7 protein-coding genes are annotated in these 22,757 nt (G+C 29.8%); 6 read left to right on the top strand and 1 reads right to left on the bottom strand.

What is annotated here, in order from left to right; all coding sequences use genetic code 11:
- Positions 1 to 48 precede the first annotated feature (48 nt).
- From ACWJJ2_RS11745 to ACWJJ2_RS11720, 6 genes are all read left to right on the top strand, one after another.
- A complete protein-coding gene (locus tag ACWJJ2_RS11745; protein WP_462953305.1) occupies positions 49 to 3,873 on the top strand; it encodes a non-ribosomal peptide synthetase in 3,825 nt (1,274 codons plus the stop codon).
- Between the two features lie 48 nt (positions 3,874 to 3,921).
- Positions 3,922 to 16,584: an amino acid adenylation domain-containing protein gene (locus tag ACWJJ2_RS11740; protein ID WP_462953304.1), complete on the top strand. Its 12,663-nt coding sequence runs from the start codon at positions 3,922 to 3,924 to the stop codon at positions 16,582 to 16,584.
- Positions 16,585 to 16,792: 208 nt separating this feature from the next.
- Positions 16,793 to 19,291 (top strand): FtsX-like permease family protein, encoded by a 2,499-nt coding sequence (locus tag ACWJJ2_RS11735; protein ID WP_462953303.1) that lies wholly within the window; start codon positions 16,793 to 16,795, stop codon positions 19,289 to 19,291.
- 12 nt (positions 19,292 to 19,303) lie between these two features.
- Positions 19,304 to 19,996: an ABC transporter ATP-binding protein gene (locus ACWJJ2_RS11730; RefSeq protein ID WP_462953302.1), complete on the top strand. Its 693-nt coding sequence runs from the start codon at positions 19,304 to 19,306 to the stop codon at positions 19,994 to 19,996.
- Positions 19,997 to 20,193: 197 nt separating this feature from the next.
- Complete coding sequence (locus tag ACWJJ2_RS11725) at positions 20,194 to 21,114, top strand: ABC transporter ATP-binding protein (protein WP_462953301.1); 921 nt, start codon at positions 20,194 to 20,196, stop codon at positions 21,112 to 21,114.
- Positions 21,107 to 21,823 (top strand): ABC transporter permease, encoded by a 717-nt coding sequence (locus tag ACWJJ2_RS11720; protein ID WP_462953300.1) that lies wholly within the window; start codon positions 21,107 to 21,109, stop codon positions 21,821 to 21,823. Before ACWJJ2_RS11725 ends, ACWJJ2_RS11720 begins: the two co-directional genes overlap by 8 nt.
- A 5-nt stretch (positions 21,824 to 21,828) precedes the next feature.
- Here ACWJJ2_RS11720 and ACWJJ2_RS11715 read toward each other — a convergent pair whose 3' ends face one another.
- A complete protein-coding gene (locus ACWJJ2_RS11715) occupies positions 21,829 to 22,755 on the bottom strand; it encodes a sensor histidine kinase (protein ID WP_462953299.1) in 927 nt (308 codons plus the stop codon).
- Positions 22,756 to 22,757 lie beyond the last annotated feature (2 nt).

The raw sequence follows: 22,757 nt of genomic DNA, 5'->3' as shown, positions 1-22,757 counted from the left end.
TCGGGTAAGTTGTAATTTTAAAAAGTCTTAATAAAAGGAGGAATATTGATGGGTAAAAAATCAGAGATTAAAGATATATATACCCTGTCACCTATGCAGGAAGGGATTTTATTTCACTCATTAGTTGATGAAGAATCAAAGGCATATTTTGTACAAAGCAATATAGAGGTAAAGGGAGAAATAAATTTAGAAATATTTGAAAAAGCCTTTAATGTGTTAATTGAAAGGTACGATATATTAAGAACCAATTTTGTTCATGAGAAAGTGAAGAAACCAATACAAATCGTATTTAAGAAAAAGACGGCAGGTATAATTTATAAAGATATATCAAATATAGATGAGGATAAAAAAGAAGAACAAATAAAAGCTTTTGTAAACGAGGATAAAAAGAAAGGCTTTAACTTAAAAAAAGATATTTTAATTCGAGCATCTATTCTGAAATTTGATAGGGAACATTATAAAATTATTTGGAGTTTTCATCATATCATTATTGATGGTTGGTGTAATAGTATTATTGTGAAAGAGTTTTTAGAAATTTACCAATCATTGAAATATGAAATCACATTGACAGAAAAAGATATATATCCATACAGCAATTATATTAAATGGTTAAATAAACAGGATAGGGAAGTGGCATCAACATACTGGAAGAGATATATTGAAGAGTATGAACAACAAGCTACTTTACCGAAAAGTAATACACAAATAGGGAAAGAATATAAGCAAGAAGAAGTAAATTTTATCATTGATGAAACAGTAACAAAAAAACTAATAAATATAGCCAATAACCATAATGTAACATTAAATACAGTTTTTCAAACTTTGTGGGGCATAGTATTACAAAGATACAATAATGTGGATGATGTTATATTTGGAGCAGTGGTATCAGGAAGAACATCTGAAGTAATTGGAATAGAAACTATGGTAGGATTATTTATAAATACAATTCCTGTTAGGATAAAGTGTGATAAAGAAACAACCTTTTCAGAGTTAATGAAGAAAGTTCAAAGTGCTGCAATTGAATCAGAAAAATATAGTTATTTTGCACTGTCAGAGATTCAATCTAGTTCCCAATTAAAACAAAATCTGATGAATCATATAATAGCTTTCCAAAATACACCTGTCCAACAGAGGGGAAATGGTGGTAAGGATATTGGATTTGCAATAGAAAAGGTAGAAGACTTTGAACAGACTAATTATGATTTCAATATTATAGTAGGAATAGGACGGGAACTAATTGTAAAGTTAGATTATAATACTTTAGTTTATGAGACCGGTTTTATAAAAGGAATAGAAAATCACTTGAAAGAAGTAATAAAGCAAGTGATATCCAATATAGATATCAAAGTAAAAGAAATAGATATAATACCACAAGAAGAAAAACATAAATTGATATATGAATTTAATGATACCCATGCAGATTACCCAAGGGATAAGACTATACATGAGCTATTTGAGGAGCAAATAGAAAGAACACCAGATAATATAGCGGTGGCATATGAGGAAGAGAGACTGACTTATAGAGAGCTTAATGATAAATCAAATAGACTAGCAAGAACCCTAAGGAAAAAGGGAGTAAAACCAGACAGTATAGTTGGAATAATGGTAGAGCGCTCATTAGAAATGATAGTAGGAATAATGGGAATATTAAAGGCGGGAGGAGCTTATCTGCCCATAGATCCAGAATATCCAGAGGAAAGAATAAATTATATGCTAGGAGACAGCAGTGCAGATATTCTGTTAACACAAAAACAGCTAGTAGGTAAGATTAAGTTTAGAGTAAACATAATCGAAATAGACAGAGAAGATTTATATGTAAGAGATGGAAGTAACTTAGAGAATGTAAATAAACCAAATGATCTTGCATATGTAATCTATACATCAGGAACAACAGGCAGACCGAAAGGTGTTATGATTGAACATAGAAGTGTTATAAGGTTAGTAAAAAACACGAATTATGTTAGTTTTAAAGAAAATGACAAAATACTTCAAACGGCTGATATTGTATTTGATGCCACAACATTTGAAATTTGGGGGACTCTATTAAATGGTATATGCTTACATGTTGTAAATAAGGATTTGATTTTAGATCCACAAAAGCTTGGAGATTCTTTAAGTACATGTGGAATTACTATACTGTGGCTTACATCGTCATTATTCAATCAGTTAGTAGACCAAAAACCAGAAATATTTAAAAATCTTAGAACTCTTTTAGTTGGTGGAGATATATTATCACCAAAACATATAAATACTATATTAAAAAAATATAAGAACATACAAATAATTAATGGCTATGGTCCTACTGAAAATACAACATTTTCAGTTTGCTTTAAAATTGATAAGGAATATGAACGAAATATCCCTATAGGAAGACCAATAAATAATTCTTCAGTATTGATAGTTGATGATAATAATAATATAGTGCCTATAGGAATTGTTGGAGAATTATGTGTTGGAGGAGATGGATTAGCAAGAGGGTATTTAAATAGGCCAGAATTAACAGAAGAGAAGTTTATACCAAACCCATATGAGCTAAGAGAAAGAATGTACAAGACAGGAGATCTAGCAAGATGGCTACCAGATGGAAATATAGAATTCATAGGAAGAATAGACCATCAAGTAAAAATAAGGGGCTTTAGAATAGAACTTGGAGAAATAGAAAGCCAGCTATTAAATCATGAAGGAGTAAAGGAAGCTATAGTTATTGACCGAGAAGATAGTAATGGAGTTAAGTATTTGTGTGCATATATAGTAGCAGAAAATGAAATGACAGTAGGGGAATTAAGAGAGTATCTAGGAAAGAAGCTGCCAAACTATATGATACCATCACACTTCGTTCAGCTTGAGAAGATGCCATTAACAGGAAATGGAAAGATAGATAGAAAGGCTTTGAAAGAACTAGATGGAAGTATAGCTATAGAAACAGAATATGAAGCACCAAGAAATGAAATAGAAGAAAAATTAGTAGAAATATGGGAATGTGTATTAGAGAAGGAGAAAGTAGGAATAAATGATATTTTTTTTGAGCTTGGAGGGAATTCATTAAGAGCTATTATTATTGCGGGAAAGATAAAAAAAGAACTAAATATAAAAGTACCGTTAATAGAGGTAATTAGCAAGCCAACAATAAAAGAATTTTTAAAAAAAATATTTAACTCGGACTTTAACAAAGGATTAGAAAGTATAACCAGATTAAATGATAAAAAAGAAAAGAACCTATTTGCATTTCCACCTATAAGTGGTTTAGGTATTTCCTTTAAGGAATTGTCAAATTTAATAAATTCTTATACCGTATATGGTTTTGATTTCATTGAAAATGAAAATAGAATTAATGAATATGTAAAACTAATAACCAATGTGCAGAAAAAAGGGCCTTATGTTTTAATGGGATATTCAGCAGGAGGGAAACTCGCAATTGAAGTGGCAAAAATGATGAATAAGGAAGGCTATGTTGTATCCGACATTATATTGATTGATTGTGTTGTAAAACAAAAAACAGATAAAGACAACGGAGACGAGGATGATAAAGAAGTAGAAGAAATTATGAAAAATATCAAATCATTTATATTTGAAACAAATCCACTAATGTGGCAATATGTTGGGCAATCAATGGAAAGAAAAGTTAGAACTTATTTGATATATTCGAATAAGTTTGTTAGTAGGGACAAAATAAATACAAATATTCATCAGATATTAAGTACAGAGGAAGTAGATCAGGAAACCTTTAATTTGAAAAAGAAATGGGGAGAATTAACTACCCAATCTTTTAAAATGTATGATGGATTTGGTAGACATTCGGATATGCTGATAGATGGGAAGAGTCTCAAAGAAAATGTAGAAGTAATAACACTGATATTAAAAGGAGTGGATTAATCCATAGTGGGTTTTTATTAAAAATGTTATACAAGAGAGGAGCATACAATGATGAAAAAAGTTCATAAAAAAGTTAAATTGAAAAAAAAATTAATGCCTAATTTAGTATCAGGAGAAGAAAAAAACAAACTTTTATATCAGTTTAATGAGACCTATAGGGAATATCCAGAAAAAACAATACATGGATTATTTGAAGACCAGGTAGAAAAGACACCCAATAATATAGCAGTAGTATTTGAAGACAATAAATTGACTTATAGAGAATTGAATGAAAAAGCAAATAAACTGGCAAGAAATTTAAGAGAAAAAGGCATAACAACTGATGATATAGTAGCAATTATGGCAGAACGTTCATTAGAGATGGTAGTGGGGATGTTTGCAATATTAAAAGCAGGAGCAGCCTATTTACCAATAGATCCTGCATATCCAAAAGAGAGAATAATGCATATGCTTGAGGATAGTAAAACTAATATTCTAATTACGCAAAAGCACTTATTACCATTCAATTTTAAAGGACAAATAGTAGAATTAGAAGATCAAAGATCATATGACCATAATGGAACCAATTTAGATAAAGTAAGTGGGCCAAAAAATTTAGCTTATGTAATATATACTTCAGGCACTACGGGGAACCCTAAAGGGGTTATGATAGAACATAGTAGTATTTCAAATACTCTGCAGTGGAGAAAAAAACAATATAAGTTCAACTCGGATGACAGTGTAATCGAGTTGTTTTCTAATGCTTTTGATGCATTTGTAACCAATTTCTACACTCCCATTATAGCCGGTGCAAAGACAATTATTCTAAGTGCTAGCGATGCTAAAGACGTATTTGTAATAAAAGAAAAAATCATAACACATAAAATAACACATTGTATAACGGTTCCGTCAATGTGTTTGGCAATTATGGAGCAATTGAGCTTTGATGAAGCAAAAATCTTAAAAGCTATGACACTAGGAGGGGAAAATTTAACAGAAAGGCTAGTGCAAAGATGTAAAGAAATCAATCCTGAAATGGAAATAGTAAATGAATATGGTCCAACAGAAAATAGTGTTATTTCCACTATGTTAAAAGATGTACAACTTAGTAAACCAATCACAATTGGAAAACCAAAGGATAATACAAAAATATATATAGTAGATAAACATAATAGGTTGCAGCCAATAGGTACAGCAGGTGAAATTTGCATATCAGGTAAAGGATTAGCAAGAGGATATTTAAATAGACCGGAGTTGACGGAGGAAAAATTTGTAAAAAATCCTTTTATTTTAGGAGAGAGAATGTACAAGTCTGGTGATTTAGGACGATGGATGCCGGATGGAAATATAGAGTTTTTAGGTCGAATAGATTACCAGGTTAAAATACGGGGATTTAGAATAGAGATTGGAGAAATAGAAAGCCAATTATTAAAATATGATGCGGTGAACGAAGTTGTAGTAGTAGATAAAGACGATCAAAGCGGAAATAAATATTTATGCGGGTATATAGTTGCAGATGAGAAAGTGGAAGTAGAAAAATTAAAAAAATATTTATCAAAGAGCTTACCAGAATATATGATACCTTCTTTTTTTATGCAATTAGAAAAAATGCCATTAACAGCAAATGGGAAGATAGATAGAAAGTCTCTACCAAAACTAGAAGTAAGTAGGAATTTGGAAAGGATTTATGAAGCCCCAAGAAATGAAATGGAAGAGAAGCTGGCAAATATATGGAGAAGAGTATTACATGTGGAAAGAGTAGGAATTGATGATACTTTCTTTGATTTTGGAGGGAACTCTCTGAAAGCAATGGAGCTTGTATCTAAAATTAGCAAAGAGTTAAATATAGAAATTTCATTAAAAGAATTTTTTAAACTGTCTACAATAAAAGAAATAAGTAAATTTATTGAAACTAATGAAGAAGTAAGTGTGGCAGTAACATACCCTAATAAGGTTACAGATCTGAATAATATTCATGAAGAATTTCCATTAACAGGAGTGCAATTGGCTTATTTAATAGGAAGAGACGAAGTCTTTGAGATGGGTGGAGTAGCTACAAGTGGGTATGCGGAATTTGAGCTGGATATTGATATAGATAGATTTAATATAGTGTTGCAAAAAATTATTAATAGACACCCAATTCTTCATACTATAATATCTGATAGTGGTATGCAGAAGATTTTAGAAAATAATTATGATTATAAAGTAGAGGCGTTAGATTTGAGCCAGTTAGAAGAAAAGGAATTAAAAGCATATCTTCATGAACAAAGGGAGATTATGTCTAATAAAATCATAAATCCTTATACATGGCCTTTATTTGAAATAAATGCTTTCAATCTATCTAATCATAAAAAATACTTTTGTATGAATATGGATCCATTAATTTGCGATGATGGTAGTTTAAAAATTTTAATAAAAGAATTTAAAATGTTGTATAACAATCCAATGCTTGAATTAGAGGATTTAATGTTTAATTTTAGGGATTATGTATTAGCCTCTAAGGAGTATAGGAAATCTGAAGTATATAAGCGAGATAAGAAATACTGGTTAAACAAGCTCGATAATTTCCCAAATGCACCTTTACTTCCTCTAAAATGCGATCCCGATAAGATAGCTGTACCAAGCTTTAAAAAGCTTTCGAAATTTTTTGATGGTTCTAAATGGGAAATGTTAAAGGAAAAAGCAAGAAAGAAAAATTTAACGGGCTCATCTATACTTTGTGCTGCATACGCCTACATGCTAGCTTATTGGAGTAACCAGAAGCATTTTGCTATTAATTTAACCGTATTTAATAGACTTCCATTCCATAAAGATGTAAAAAATATAGTTGGTGATTTTACAACATTATTGTTATTAGATGTAAATATAACAAATAAAATAGATTCCTTTTGGGATTTTGCATTAAATGTTCAAGATACATTATTAGAGGCGCTTCAATATAGACATTATGATGGAGTAGATTTTATAAGGGAAATAGGAAGAAAATACAACATGGATAATAAGGCAATAATGCCTATTGTATTTACAAGCGGGTTAAATGAAGATGAAAGAGATTCGTTGGACAAATTAATTGATTTTAGCAAGCTAAAATATTTAACTACAAAAACGTCACAGGTCTATATAGATAATCAGGTATATGAAATAAACGGAGGTATATATATAACCTGGGATTATGTAGAACAATTATTTGAGGATGACATTATAGAAACTATGTTTAATCAATATGTGGATTTGTTGGATCAGATTTTAGCGAATGAACAGATAGCGGATCTAAAACTTAGAGCAAAAGATGTTCAATCGATAGAATGTTATAATTACACGGAGCAAGATATAAAAGGAACCACATTGCACCATCTATTTATAAATAGAGCAAAACTAATGCCAGATAAAGAAGCAGTAAAACATCATGAAAGAACAATAACATATAAAGAATTAGATGAAAAATCAAATCAAGTTGCAAAATATTTAATGGAAAATGGCATTCTAAAGGGAGATTATATAGGAGTAATTGGAAAGCGATGTATAGAGACGATAATCAATTTGGTTGCTGTATTAAAGGTGGGTGCAGCATATATACCTCTTGATCCTAATTATCCAGAAGAAAGAAAACAATATATAATGGAGAAAAGTAATTGTAAGCTTTTTATAACGCCGGATGTATATAAGGAAAAAGGAATAGATAAATATTCTAAGAAAGCGGTAGAAGTAGAAGTAAATACAGAAGATATGGCTTATGTAATATTTACATCAGGAAGTACGGGAGCACCTAAAGGAGTGCAAATAACTCATGGGGCTGTTACAAACACAATCATAGATGTGAATAAAAGGTTTAATGTTACAGAGAAAGATAGAATAGTAGGAATATCTTCTATGTGCTTTGATTTGTCTGTATATGATATATTTGGTTCTTTAAGTAGTGGAGCAACCCTTGTAATGATAGATGATCAAAGGGATGTACTTAAGTTAGAAGAAATAGTGGCAGAGGAAAAAATTACTATATGGAATTCAGTGCCTGCTATTATGGATATGACAGTAGACGTAAAGAGGGAGCTAGAGGAAAAATCTGAAAATGAAACCTTAAGATTGGTACTATTAAGTGGTGATTGGATACCGCTAGAACTGCCTGGAAAAGTAAGTGATTCTTATAAAAATGCAGAGGTAATAAGTTTAGGAGGTGCCACTGAGGCGTCTATATGGTCAATATATTATCCCATAAAACAAGTAGAAAAAACTTGGAGTAGTATACCTTATGGAATGCCTTTAGGAAATCAAAATTTTTATGTGTTAAATAATAATGAACAATGCTGTCCTGTAGGAGTAGAAGGAGAACTACATATAGGAGGAGTAGGAGTTGCAAAGGGATATATAAATGACATAGAAAAAACAAAGGCTGCATTTATAACCCATCCAAGATTAGGGAACCTATATAAAACCGGAGATTATGGAGTATTAAGAGAAGAGGGATATATAGAATTTTTAGGAAGAAAAGATAGTCAGGTAAAGATAAGAGGATATAGAGTAGAATTAGGAGAAATTGAAAATAGTTTAGTAAAGCATGAAGCAGTTAAAAAAGCAGTGGTTATAGATTATACGGATGACAAGAAGATTAAAAATTTGTATGGATATATAGTAACAGATAAGGGTGTTGATTCTAAGGAGTTAAAAGAATTTTTGGAGAAAACATTGCCTGATTATATGATACCAGTAAAATTTATTAGAATAGATAGTATACCGTTAACCATAAATGGAAAAGTAAATAAGAATGCTTTAGTAGAAATAGCTAAAAATGAGAAAATAGATAAAGTAAATAAACAGGAAGGAGTTACACTTAGGCAACCAAAAAACCCTATGCAAAAGTTGTTAGTTGATATTTGGAAAGAAGTATTTGAAATAGAAAACATAAGCATAGAGGATAGCTATTATGAAATAGGTGGAGATTCTTTAAAAGCAATAGCATTGGTTTCGAAAATAAGTAGAAAAATGAATATTAAGGTACCAATAAGAGAAATATTTAAAAATTATACTATAGAAACCTTATCCAATTATATGGAACTTCATAATAATAATAATAATAAAGAAAACGGTATAAAGAGAGCGGAGCAAAGAGAATATTATGCTACTTCTTCTGCACAAAAGAGAATGTATACGCTATCGAAGATTAATAATGATAGCATAACATATCATATACCGATGGCATTATTTATTGAAGGTGAATTAAAATTATCTGAGCTTGAAAATGCATTAAAGAAAATTATAAAAAGACATGAGATTTTGAGGACTGGGTTTGAGGTTATAGATAATGATTTAATTCAAAGAATATACACTGAAGTGAAGTTTGTTTTAGAATATGAAACTCTCGATGTACAACTTCAAGATAAGGTTATGATAACGCATCTTACTAGTGAATTATGTAAAGAATTTGTGAGACCTTTTGATTTAATAAAACCGCCTTTAATGAGGGCAAAAGTAATAAAGGTAAGCGAGAATAAACATGTATTTATGATTGATGTTCATCATATTGTAGCAGATGGAATATCTCAAAGTATATTAATGAATGAACTGATACAATTATATGATGGTAAAGAATTGCCGGAGGTTAAAGCCCAGTATAAAGACTATGTTGAGTGGTCTAAGGAGCTTAGTCAATCTAGAGTGATAAAAGAACAAGAGCAATATTGGTTAAATTTGTTTAAGGAGAAAACTTCTAATATAAATTTACCGATAGATAATAAAAGAACAAATATACAAAAGTTTGAAGGGGATAATGTACATTTTAATATTAGTAGTCAATTAACGGAGGAACTAAGGAAAATAGCAAAAGAAACGGGAACAACACTATATATGCTTATGTTGAGTGCATATTATGTTTTACTTTACAAATATACAGCACAGGAAGATATAGTAGTTGGAACTGCTGTTGCCGGAAGGTCACATGAAGATTTACAAAAAGTTTTTGGTGTATTTATCAATACAATTGCCTTAAAAAACAAAGTAGAGGGCAGAAAAAACTTCAAAGAATTTTTATTGGAAATTAAAGAAACTACCCTTAATGGATTTGAAAATTCTGATTATCCATTTGATGAACTAGTGAGTAAAATAGAATACGATAGAGACTTTAGTAGAAATCCATTATTTGACACTATGTTTGTATTAGAAGATACTAAAATATTTAAGGTAGAGAGTGATACTCTTAAATTTAGCCCGATTATCTTTGATTTAGATGTAGCTAAGTTTGATGTTACTTTTACAGTACTAGACACCGCGGATGCAATTGAATTTAATATCGAATATTGTACAAGCTTATTTAAAAGATCAACAATGGAAAGATTAAAAATACATTTCATAAATATTTTAGAGGAAATAACAAAAACATTAGATAAAAGCATTGATGGAATAAATATATTGTCTGAAGAAGAAAAGAATAAATTGCTTAAAGAGTTTAACGAAACTGATTTAGAATATCCAAAGGATAAGACTATAGTAGACTTATTTAGAGAGCAAGTAAGAAAAAGACCGGAACAAATTGCTGTAGTCTATGAAGATAAAGAAGTAACCTATTTAGAATTGGAAAAACAATCCAATGCTATAGCCAAAATACTAAAAGAAAAGGGAGTAGAAGAAGAAGATATAGTAGGAATTATTACAGGAAAGTCAACAGAGATGATAGCTGGAATTATGGGAATACTAAAAGCAGGGGCATGCTATATGCCTATAGATTTCCAATATCCTAAAAACAGAATTAATTATATCCTAGAAGATAGTAAAGCAAAGTTAGTAGTAACGGAAAAAAGCTTAGAGTGCAAATATGATTTTTCAGGAGAGAAATTAATTCTTGAGGATATGATAAAAAATGATATATCTGTAGACGAAATAAATTTAGCAGAACTAAATAATGCAGCCTATGTGATATATACATCCGGGACCACAGGAAGGCCAAAAGGAGTTACGGTAGAGCATAAAGGACTAATGAATTTATGTATGTGGCACAATAACTATTACAAGGTTACAGAAAAGGATAAAGCCTCAAAATATGCAGGAGTGGGTTTTGATGCGTCGGTGTGGGAAATATTTCCTTATCTTGTGGCAGGGGCCTCTATTTATATAATTCATGATGAATTAAGATTAAATATAAAAAAACTAAATGAATACTTTGAAGAAAAAGGAATAACAATAGGATTTTTACCTACTCAGGTTTTTGAGCAATTTATAAAGCTGGAAAACAAGTCATTACAGAGATTACTGACAGGCGCAGACAAGCTTAAATATGTAGAAAAGAAAAATTATGATATATACAATAATTATGGTCCAACAGAGTACACCGTAGTAGCTGCAAGTATTAAAATAGACAGGGAATATGAAAATATACCAATAGGAAAACCAATAGGCAATACAAAGATATATATAGTTCATAAAAATAATGGAATTCAGCCAATAGGTGTGGTGGGAGAAATATGTGTATCCGGAAGTAGCCTTTCAAGGGGATATTTAAATAATGAAGAATTAACAAAAGAAAAATTTATTAGAAATCCTTATGAATTGGGAACTTATATGTATAAAACTGGTGATTTAGGTCGATGGTTATCAGATGGAAATATTGAGTTTTTAGGAAGAGTAGATAAACAAATAAAAACAAGAGGCTTTAGAGTAGAACCGGGAGAAATAGAGAGTGTACTTATAAAAACAGAAGGGATAAAAGAAGCGGTAGTAGTGTTAAATGAAGAACGGTTATGTTCTTATATAGTAAGTGATAAGGACATAAATATAGAGGAGTTGAAACAAAGCCTAAGAGAAAAGCTTCCAGATTATATGGTCCCTTCTTATATAAAACAAATGAATAGTTTACCAATAAATGAAAATGGCAAACTTGATTATAATAAGTTGCCTGCACTGGAAGAACTCATTGATCGAAAGGCATATGTTGCCCCGGAAACAGAAACAGAGAAAATAGTATCACGAATATGGAGTGAAATACTAGGGATAGAAAAAATAAGTACTTCCGATAGCTTCTTTAACATAGGAGGAGACTCTTTAAAAGCAGCGATTATGTTATATAGAATCAATAAAGAACTGAATATAGATATTAATATCAAAGATCTATTTGAAAAAGGTACTTTAATGGAATTGGCTAGATATATAGATCAGTCTGCCAATAAAATAGAATTCTCAAGGATAGAAAGAGCTTCATTCAGAGAGTATTTTAATTTATCACCTGCTCAGGATAGAATATACTCTGTTGCATTATTAGATAAGGGGGCTACCAGTTATAATATACCTCTGGCTATCTTGATCAATGGGAATATTGATGTGAATAAATCAGAAAATGTAATAAATAAGATAATCGAAAGGCATGATATATTAAGAACTTCCTTTTATGTACATGAAGATGGAATTGTTCAAAAAGTCAAGGATATAGAACACTTTAAACTGGAGTACGAAGATATTACTTATAAAGAAATAAATATAAATTCTGAAAGCTTTGACTTTGGAATTTTCTTGGATGAATTTATAAGACCTTTTGACTTAAGCAGTGGTCCATTAATGAGGGTAAAGATAGTTAAGATAAATGATGAATGTTATATGTTGTTAATTGATACGCATCACATTATTTCAGACGGTATATCAATGGGTATATTTATGAAAGAATTTGCTACCTTATATAAAGGAGAAGAATTAAAACCACTTTCCATGCAATATGGTGATTATGTAGTATGGCAAAATAAATTAAAACAATCAGAAAGAATTGCTATGCAGGAAGTCTATTGGATAGAACAATTTAAAGGGGATATTCCGTTACTTAATCTGATTACCGATTACCAAAGACCGAGTATTAAGAGTTTTGAAGGAGAAAACATTGACTTTGTAATTGAAGAGAATATTTTAGAACAATTAAGATACTTAGCCGCAGAAACAGGAACAACATTATACATGTTAGTACTAAGTGCATTTAAAGTTTTATTATATAAATACACCACACAGGAAGACATAATAGTAGGAACAGTTACAGCAGGTCGCTCTCACTTGGATTTACAAAATACCATAGGAATGTTTGTAAACACTTTGGCTCTTAGAAGTTATCCAACAGGAGACAAGACCTTTAGACAATTTTTAAAAGAAGTAAAAGAAATAAGTATAGATGGATTTAAAAATAGTGATTATCAATTCCAGGATTTGATAAACAAATTATCTTTACAAAGAGATATGAGTCGAAATCCTTTGTTTGATGTAATGTTTGTTTATGACAATATAGATATTACAGATTTTGAAATAGACAATAGTAAATACTCAATCATTCCAAAATCTAGTAATTATTCTAAATTTGATTTAACTCTAACTGTATTTGAGACAGAAAAGGCATTAAATGTTAGCTTTGAATATTGTAAGATATTGTTTAAAAAAGAAAGTATTTTTTCAATGAAAGAGGCGTTTATAACGATATTGTTATCTATAATTCACTCTGTAGATAAAACTATAGATAACATGAATTTATTATCTTCTTTAGAGGAGAATAAAATACTTCATCAGTTTAATAATAGTGAGGTTATTTATCCTTTAAATAAAACTATTCCTGAAATGTTTAAAGAACAAGTGAATAAATACCCGCATAAAAAGGCAGTAGTTTATAACAATATAAGTATGTCTTATGAAGAAGTGGATAAAAAATCCAATAGTTTGGCAGCAATATTAAGAGAAAAAGGAATAAAAAACAATTCGGTAGTAGGACTTATGTTAAACCGTTCTGTTGATATGGTAGTTGGAATTTTAGCCATACTAAAAGCTGGTGGGGCATATTTACCTATACTGCCGGAATATCCTCAAGAAAGAATTGAGTACATGTTAAATAATAGTGATGCCAGTGCTCTAATTACAGAACAACATTTAATGAATACTATTGAATTTAATGTAAAGATAAACATAGAAGATCAAAGCATTTATAAGAATAATATCGAGGATTTAGAAATAATATCAGAAAAATCCGATTTGGCTTATATAATATATACTTCAGGAACTTCGGGAAAACCTAAAGGTGTTATGGTAGAGCATAGAAATTTAAGCAATCTTGTATATGCATTGAATGACATTATATACAAAAGGTATTCAGGGGATATAAACATAGGTCTTGTAGCGCCTTTTGTATTTGATGGGTCTATAAAACAAATATTTGCGTCTTTATTATTAGGGCATACCTTATACATTACTTCTGATGAAGAGAGGATGGATGGCAATCAGCTTTTAAATTTCTTACTTAAAAATAAAATAACGGTAAGTGACTGTACACCAGTTCATATAAAAATAATGATTGGAACAGGTAGAGTAATAAAAGATAACCTCTATATTAAGCGATTATGTGTAGGTGGGGAAGCTTTGTCTACAAAGTTAGTTAATGAGTTTATAGATATGTTTAATCCAATTAAACCATTGATAACGAATGTGTATGGTCCTACAGAAGCTACTGTAGATGCTTCATATTTTAATTTTGCAAAAGAAGTAGATACAATGGTAGTTCCTATCGGGAAACCTATAAATAATGTTAAGTTGTTTGTTTTGGATAAGAAAAACAAATTAGTTCCTGTAGGTGTTACCGGTGAATTGTATATAAGCGGGTCAGGCGTTGCAAGAGGATACGTAAATAATGAGGAATTAACGAAAGAAAAATTTATTGAAAATCCATACGTTGAAGGGGAAAAGATGTACAACACAGGAGATTTGGTAAGATGGTTGCCAGATGGAAACATCGAATACTTGGGGAGAATGGATAGACAAGTAAAAATAAGGGGATTTAGGATTGAGTTAGAAGAAATAGAACAGGAGCTTTTAAGGCATGACTTAATAAGACAAGCTGTTGTCCTTGATAAAGAGGATAAAACAACAAGTAAAATCTTATGTGCTTATATAGTACCCAAAGGAGAAGTAAACATAGAAGGCATAAGGAGATTTTTAGACAAAACTTTACCACAATACATGATACCTGCACAATTTTGTATTATAGATAAAATTCCTGTAACTACCAATGGAAAAGTAGATAGACATGAATTGTTAAAAGTAAATTGTGTAGAAGAGAATATAAACCATGAAGAAGCTAGTACAGATTTAGAAAAGATGTTGCTTAATATATGGTCGGATGTATTGAGAGAGGACAAAATAGGTATAAATGATAATTTTTACAGTCTAGGAGGAGATTCAATAAAGGCAATTCAAATTTCATCTAAGCTTCAAAAATCAGGTTATAAATTAGAGATAGGAGACATACTTAAGAAACCATATATAAAAGAATTAGTAAATCATATTAAGCCATTAAAAATTGAGGCAGAACAGGAAGCCATTAAAGGAGGAGTGAAATTTACACCTGTTCAAAAGAATTTCTTTAAAGTGAGATATACTAAACAAAATCATTTTAATCAATCCATCATGTTATTCAATAAAGATGGAATTGATGAGAATTATACAAAAGAAGCAATGAATCAAATCATGAAACATCATGATGCATTAAGAATGAAATATGATATATCACAAAAAAGTATAAAGCAAACCATTATGCCTTTTGATGAAAATATATATGTTATGGATACTTATGATTTAAGAGAAGATAAGAATTACCTAGAAGTCATGGACATATTATGTAATGAAAAACAAAAAATGGTATCTATTGAGGATGGTCCAATTGTAAGAGTCTGTATTTTTAAAACGAAAAACGGAGGAAATTTATTAATAACAATCTCTCATGTCGTAGTAGACGGAGTTTCTTTCAGAATTATACTTGAAGATTTTGTGGATATTTATATGGGTTTACAAATTGGGAAACCTATATATTTGCAAGCAAAAACCCATTCTTATAAAGTATGGGGAGAAAAAATGGTAGAATATGCAAATAGCAATAGGTTACTAGAAGAAAAGGAGTATTGGAAGCAAGTTCAATATGAAGATATAGGAAGGTTGTTTAAAAAATCCATTATAAAAAATAGAATTACAGAATTGGTGGAAACGACAACGGGAAGTTTATCAAAAGAATATACTCAGAAACTTTTGAAAGATACAAATAAGGCATTTAATACAGAGATAAATGATATTTTAATTACAGCATTATGTTTAACAATGAATGACTTTTTATATGGAAATAAAAAGCTATTGATAAACATGGAAGGTCACGGAAGAGAAAATATTTTTAATGATATTGACGTATCTAGAACAGTAGGTTGGTTTACATCTATGTATCCAGTAACTGTTAATATTACCGAAAATAGCATTAAAGAGCAGATTATATTGACGAAAGAAACATTAAGATATGTACCGAGCAAAGGGGTAGGATACGGTATTCTTAAATATTTGACGGGAAAAGAGTTTAAGGAAGATATGAATTTTAATATTAACCCTGAAATAAGTTTTAATTATTTAGGGGATATAGGGATGAATACTACAAGTGGTAACTTTCAATTATCCAATACCTTTATGGGTAAACAAGTAGGAGATTTAATAAGAGAGCCTTTTGCAATTAATATTAATGGATATATTAAAGATAATAGATTTGTCATAGGATTTGGTTACAGTATCTTAGAAGTTGAAGAAAAAATAATACAGGATATGGTACAGAAGTATATGAGTAACCTTCAGAAAATCATAGATTACTGTACAAATGTACAGGACTTATGTTTAACTCCTAGCGATTATGAGGGAGCAGATAATTTGTCTTGTATTGATTTAAAAGAAATAGAAAATATGGTAGATTCCTTTGTTTAATATAAGGTCAATGTGATAATTTGAAGACTGTAGATAGGTTTCAGTAAAAATAAAGCCTATCTACAGTTCTTTTCTATTAAGTTTAGAAGTTACGTATTCATAATAGTAAGAAAAACTTAAGAAATAAGTAAATGCTTTGTAAGATAAAATCTATATACTTAAATTAAGGAAAGAGTAAAAGAAAAACTTACAGGAGAGGGGAATTTGAATGAATATATTTTTAAAATACTTGCTAAAGTCTTCGGTTAGTAAAAAAGGGCGAAGCCTCCTTTTGATATTTACAATAACAATTTCAACATCACTGTTAATTGGCGCGATGGGAGCTTTAAATATCGGTAGAGGCGCTTATGAAGAACAGGTTAAAAAAGTGTGGGGTGGTTATGATGTTTTAATTAGTGCAAACAAAACAAGCAAAACACCTTTTTTTAACAAGGATAAAATCTCTAAAGAGGATTTTGAAGTTTTTGTTCCTGGTATAAAAGTAAGAGGATATTTAAGTGCAGATGAAACTGTAAATATTGTGCTTGGCGGAGTTGCAGCAGAAAATTATAGTAAGTTGGCCAATATGAAAATATTAAAAGAAAATAATTTAAAGCCTTTGGTTGGGGATAAGGCAATAATTTCTGAAAAAACTTCAAAAGCGTACAATTTAGGGGTAGGAGATAAATTAAGAATAAATGTAAAAGGAAAAGAACGAACTTTAAATATAAGTGCCGTTGCGGAAAATAATGGAGAGTTTTTTAATGACTTGAAAAATCAATTTTCAGTAATTGTAAATCAAAACACGGTATCGGATTTGTGGGGAATAAATAATCTATATAATGTTATGCTTGTTAAGCTAAAAGAGGGTGTTAACAGCAAAGAATTTGTTAAAAACTTCAATGAGAAAAACAGTGAATGTATGGCAAAAATAACATTTGATAAAGATGGGCTAGACGAAGATGCAAAACCGGTAGCTGCATTTCTTTATTTTATATCATTAATAGTGGCATTTATGAGTTCATTTATAATATATAGTTGCTTTAAACTTATAGTTATAGAAAGAATGTCTGTTATAGGAACATTTTTAAGCCAAGGAGAAACAAGATGGGGAATAATAAAATTATTGTTAGGTGAAAGCTTGATATATGGAGTAGTAGGTGGCGTGCTTTCTATGTTCCTAGGTGCAGGATTAATATATTTACTATCAGATGTAGTAAATAAATATAAAGGATATGGAGTATCTACAAAAGTAGACTTTAATATAAAGTACTTTGTAGTAGCATTCATTTTTTCCATAGGTATTTCTTTAATATCAGCAATTTTACCTATAATATCCACTAGAAAGCTACAAATTAAAGATATTATATTGAACAAGATAAACGTATCTCATAAAAAATCATACAAATCCTTTATATTTGGAACTATGCTAATTTTGATAGCTATTTTTATAAATGATTTAGACAATAGTATATCAATAAAATTTTCACCAATTGTTTTCTTTTTATTTATTATTGGTGCTGTTATTGCTATACCAGGAATAACAAAGATCATAACTTATCCGTTAATGAAGATATTCGGTAATGTAAGTGTATTGTTTAAGTTAGCTGTAAATAATATTAGAACTTCAAAAATATTATTAAATAATATAAGGCTTATCGTCATAGGAATGATTTCAATCATGGTCATAATTTCGCTTTCATCTTCTTACAAGAATACAATGCTTGGAATGGCAAAATCTTATAAATATGATATTTCAGTATATCAGGCAATGGATCCAACAAGGATAGAACCGGAGGATCCAACAAAATTAGAGCTAGCTATTAACAAAAATGTAAATGTAAAAAAAGTAATAGAAATATTCTATGTTAGGGATGGACAGATAAAAGTACCAAATAAAAATATTTTAATTCAAGGAATAGAACCTCAAACCTATAAATATTATGATAACTATTTTGAGATTAAGAATAAAGATGAGTTCTATAGAGAACTTGATAAAAATGAAAGAAATGTTGCAATAAATGATAAGGTTGCAAAGGAAATAAGTAAATATAAAGGAGATACCATCATCTTAAGAATTAATAACAAAGAAGTATCGTATAAGATAATAGATACTTTTAATGCTAAATTAAGTTCTGATGTAGTTTTAATAAATAAAGAAAATTTAATAAAAGATTTTGGAATATCCGTGCCAACTATGTATAGTTTACAAATTGATGGTAATGCAAATGAAGTAAAAAAATCGCTGCAAAAAGAATTCAAAGGAACTTTGGCACAAACGAAGACCTTTGATGAAGATGTGGCAGAATCGATTGGAGGTATTAGCTTTTTTACAAAGATATTGTTGTTTTTCTCATTAATGACAGTCATATTAGGCATGTTTGGAATGATAAATAATATAGGCGTAAGCTTTATTCAAAGAAAAAGAGAATTTGTAGTATTAAATTCTATTGGAATGAATAATGAAGAGCAGAGGAGGATGATATTGATAGAGGGAGTAGTTACAGCTATTCTTGCAACATCACTTGGTGGAATTATATCTTACTTTGCAGTGAATATATCTAACAATTTAATTAAACTTGTAGGGCTACCTTTACCAATAGAATATGATTTTAAAGCCTTTTTTATAATTGGTATAGGCATATTTATTGTAATGATCTTATCAAGCGTATTTATTATGGTTAAAAATTCGAGAGTATCAATTATGCAGGAATTAAAATATGAATAGGGAGATGAATACATGGTTAATAATTCTATTGAAGTTAAAGGTATGTATAAACACTTTGAATTAGGCAAGGAAAAAATTGATGTATTAAAAGGGCTGAGTTTTAATGTGAAAAAAGGTGAGTTCTTATCTATTATGGGACCATCTGGCTGTGGAAAATCCACTCTTCTATACTTATTAGGAGGACTGGATAAACCTACAAAAGGAAATATAATAATAAATGGAAGAGATTTATCAACAATGAAAGAAAAGGAAAAAAGTATAATGAGAAGAAGAGAAATAGGTTTTGTATTTCAGTTTTACAATCTTGTCCCTAATTTATCTGTGGAAGATAATATTTTACTGCCGCTACTTATTGATGGTAGGAAGGCTAAGGACTTAAAAAAAGACTTGGAAAAAATATTACAAATTATAGGGATGACAGATAGAAGAAGACATACGCCAAGTGAGTTATCTGGAGGGCAACAGCAAAGGGTAGCAATCGCAAGAGCTCTACTATTTAATCCTGAAATCATATTAGCAGATGAACCAATAGGAAATATGGATTCCAAAACAGGAACCGAAATAATGAAGCTATTTAAAAGTATTAATAAAGATTTTAACAAAACAATAGTGCAGGTCACCCATTCACAAGAAGCGGCAAGTTATGGGACGGATATTTTAAACATTAAAGATGGGGAAATTGAGAGAAAAGAAAAGTTTGCTTAAATTCAGTTCCTACTCAGAAAAAGAGGACTTTTAAAATTAAAGTCGCAATAAATTGCTTAAGTCTAACAACCTTGGAAGGAGATTTGGACTCACACCAAATTGATTTTCCTAGGGATGGAAACTTCTAACTAGAGAGGTTGGTAGACTTGACGCCTTATGAAATGTTGTTAAAAATAAGATAAACTGGAGGAATATGAATGGACACTATATTAAAAATCCGAGATGTTACTAAAAAATATAAGAATACAAATGTAGTAAGTAATTTGAGTATGACAATAAAAAAGGGAGAGATATATGGTTTTTTAGGTCAAAATGGAGCAGGAAAAACAACTACATTAAAGATGATAATGGGGCTTGCAAAGCCAACCAATGGCATTATAGAAGCTTTTGGTGAACAAATAAACAGTAAAAAATATATGTATAAAAATAGAATAGGAGCATTAATAGAAACTCCAGGATTTTATCCTAATCTTTCTCCCTTAGATACATTAGAAATTCATAGAAGATCAATGGGACTTCAAGACAAAAAATGTATAGAGGAAGCTTTAAATTTAGTAGGGTTATCTAAGGTGAAAAACAAGAGTGTGAAGAATTTTTCATTAGGGATGAAACAAAGACTAGCAATAGCCAGAGCATTATTACAAAAACCAGAATTATTAATACTGGACGAGCCTACTATTGGATTAGATCCAGTAGGAATAAGTGATATTAGAAAAATTATATTAAATCTTAACAAAGAGAGAAAAGTTACGGTGATTATGTCTAGTCATGTACTAAGTGAAATACAGCAAATGGCAACTAAGATAGGAATTATACATAAAGGTGTTTTGTTAGATGAAATTGAGTATAAAGAATTAGAAGAGAAAAATAAAAATTATTTGCAGATTAGGGTAAATGATGATAAAAAAGCTGCAATTACTTTAGAGCAAAAGTGTGGTATAAATCAATATAAAGTATATGAAAATGGGATTATACGAATTTTTGAAAAATTAGATGAAATTGAATTTATTAATAAGCAAATGCTTAGCAATGGAATAGGCGTAAGAGAATTAAACCTGAATAGTGAAAAACTCGAAGATTATTTCTTGAGATTAATTGGGGGTGGGGAAATTGTTTAATTTAGTATATTGTGAAATTTTAAAGTTGAAAAAATCATCTACCGTGTTGTATTTAGGTTTAGGCAGTATTGCTTTTCCGATTTTTTTCATTTTGTTAATGTTCATTACAAGAAATAAGCTGAGTTGGAAAAGCTATGCTAATAATCAGGAGGATGTAATGTTCATGGCCGTTGGAATAATAATTTTTACTTTATTATCCTCCTATATTTTTTTAAGAGAATATTCCGATAACACTATCAGGATATTGTACAGCTATCCAGTAAGTAAAATATCAATATTCATAAGTAAAATACTAGCAATATATATAATAATAGCGCTAGTATATATTTTACACTTCATAGTTGTGTTTGCAGGAGGAATATTGACACTGAAGGAGCCGCTTAGTTCAGAGTTTTTTTTAGTACATCTGGACGCATATATATTTTCCGTGATATTGCAATTTTCAATAATTCCTATTTTAATTTTCCTTATTAATATAAGTAAAAATCCGGTAGTATCAGCTTTATTAGGTGTATTTGCTTTAGGAATAAATTTTTATGCCTATGTGACACATAGATATGAGTATTGTCCATTTATGTTACCATATATGCCATTTATGAAATTTTATAAGCCAATATGTATAACTACTACAGTAGGATTGGCATTAGGAGTCTTTGGACTTGGAGTGATACTATGTATATTTCAATCTTTAAAAGTAGAGGAACTTTAACAACTTCAAGATGCCTTAACCAATGTAAAAATGAAGGATGTTTTTGTGAAAGGGATACTAGCTACAGCTATAGTTCCCTTATTTTTTTTAACTAATTGTTTAACTATGCTAAGCCCTATTCCTGTTCCACTTAGCTTTGCATTTCTTGAATTTTCAACAGTATACAATCTATCGAATATTAGTGACAAGTCTTTTTCAGGAATTCCTTTACCATTGTCCCAAACTTCTATATATATGTTAGTATCTTCGGTTTTTAGAGATATTCCCACTTTATCTCCGTCTCTTCCATATTTGAGGCTATTTGATAGTAAGTTATTTAGTATTCTGCTCACGGAAAGTTTATCAGCTAAAACAAAAATGTCATCCTCAGGGATATCTATAGATGGTTCTAAATTTAAATTTAAAAAGTCATTGTAAAAAAACAGAATTTGCTCTTTCAACATATCTGATAAATTAATTTTTTCTAAATTAAATTTTTCATCATTTGACTCTAGTCTGGATAAATAAAAAAAATTGTCTAAAGTAGCATTCAAAAAATATGCCTTAGCATGAGCGATATCCAAATATTCCCTTACATCTTTTTCATTTAAGTTTTTATTTTCTTTAATTAATTCAATATAACCTACTAAAGAGGTAAGTGGAGTTTTCAAATCATGAGAGATATTTGAGATCATTTTTTTTATTACTATTGATTGTTTAGCTTTTTCATTATCTATTTTACACATATTTTCTACAAGCTGATTTATGTTGTTAACCAAATGAGATATTGATTTTAAATTATTGTTTAGCATAATTCTTCTATCGGTGTTTCCAGATAATATATCATCAAGAATGATCTTTATATGATTTAATTTTTTGTTCATTGAAAGTAGTGTTTTATATAGAAGTCCTATTATAATTATACTGATGAGCAGTAAAACTTTGTATATCATAT

Source organism: Clostridium sp. CM039, from assembly GCF_055081075.1.
Note: the sequence above shows the minus strand (reverse complement) of the source record. Positions and strands in the feature narration are given on the sequence as shown.

Bases quoted from the DNA above. Each gene is read 5' to 3' on its own strand.
- ACWJJ2_RS11740 (WP_462953304.1), top strand. From the start codon at position 3,922: ATGATGAAAAAAGTTCATAAAAAAGTTAAATTGAAAAAAAAATTAATG.
- ACWJJ2_RS11735 (WP_462953303.1), top strand. From the start codon at position 16,793: ATGAATATATTTTTAAAATACTTGCTAAAGTCTTCGGTTAGTAAAAAA.
- ACWJJ2_RS11725 (WP_462953301.1), top strand. From the start codon at position 20,194: ATGGACACTATATTAAAAATCCGAGATGTTACTAAAAAATATAAGAAT.
- ACWJJ2_RS11745 (WP_462953305.1), top strand. From the start codon at position 49: ATGGGTAAAAAATCAGAGATTAAAGATATATATACCCTGTCACCTATG.
- ACWJJ2_RS11715 (WP_462953299.1), bottom strand. From the start codon at position 22,755: ATGATATACAAAGTTTTACTGCTCATCAGTATAATTATAATAGGACTT.
- ACWJJ2_RS11730 (WP_462953302.1), top strand. From the start codon at position 19,304: ATGGTTAATAATTCTATTGAAGTTAAAGGTATGTATAAACACTTTGAA.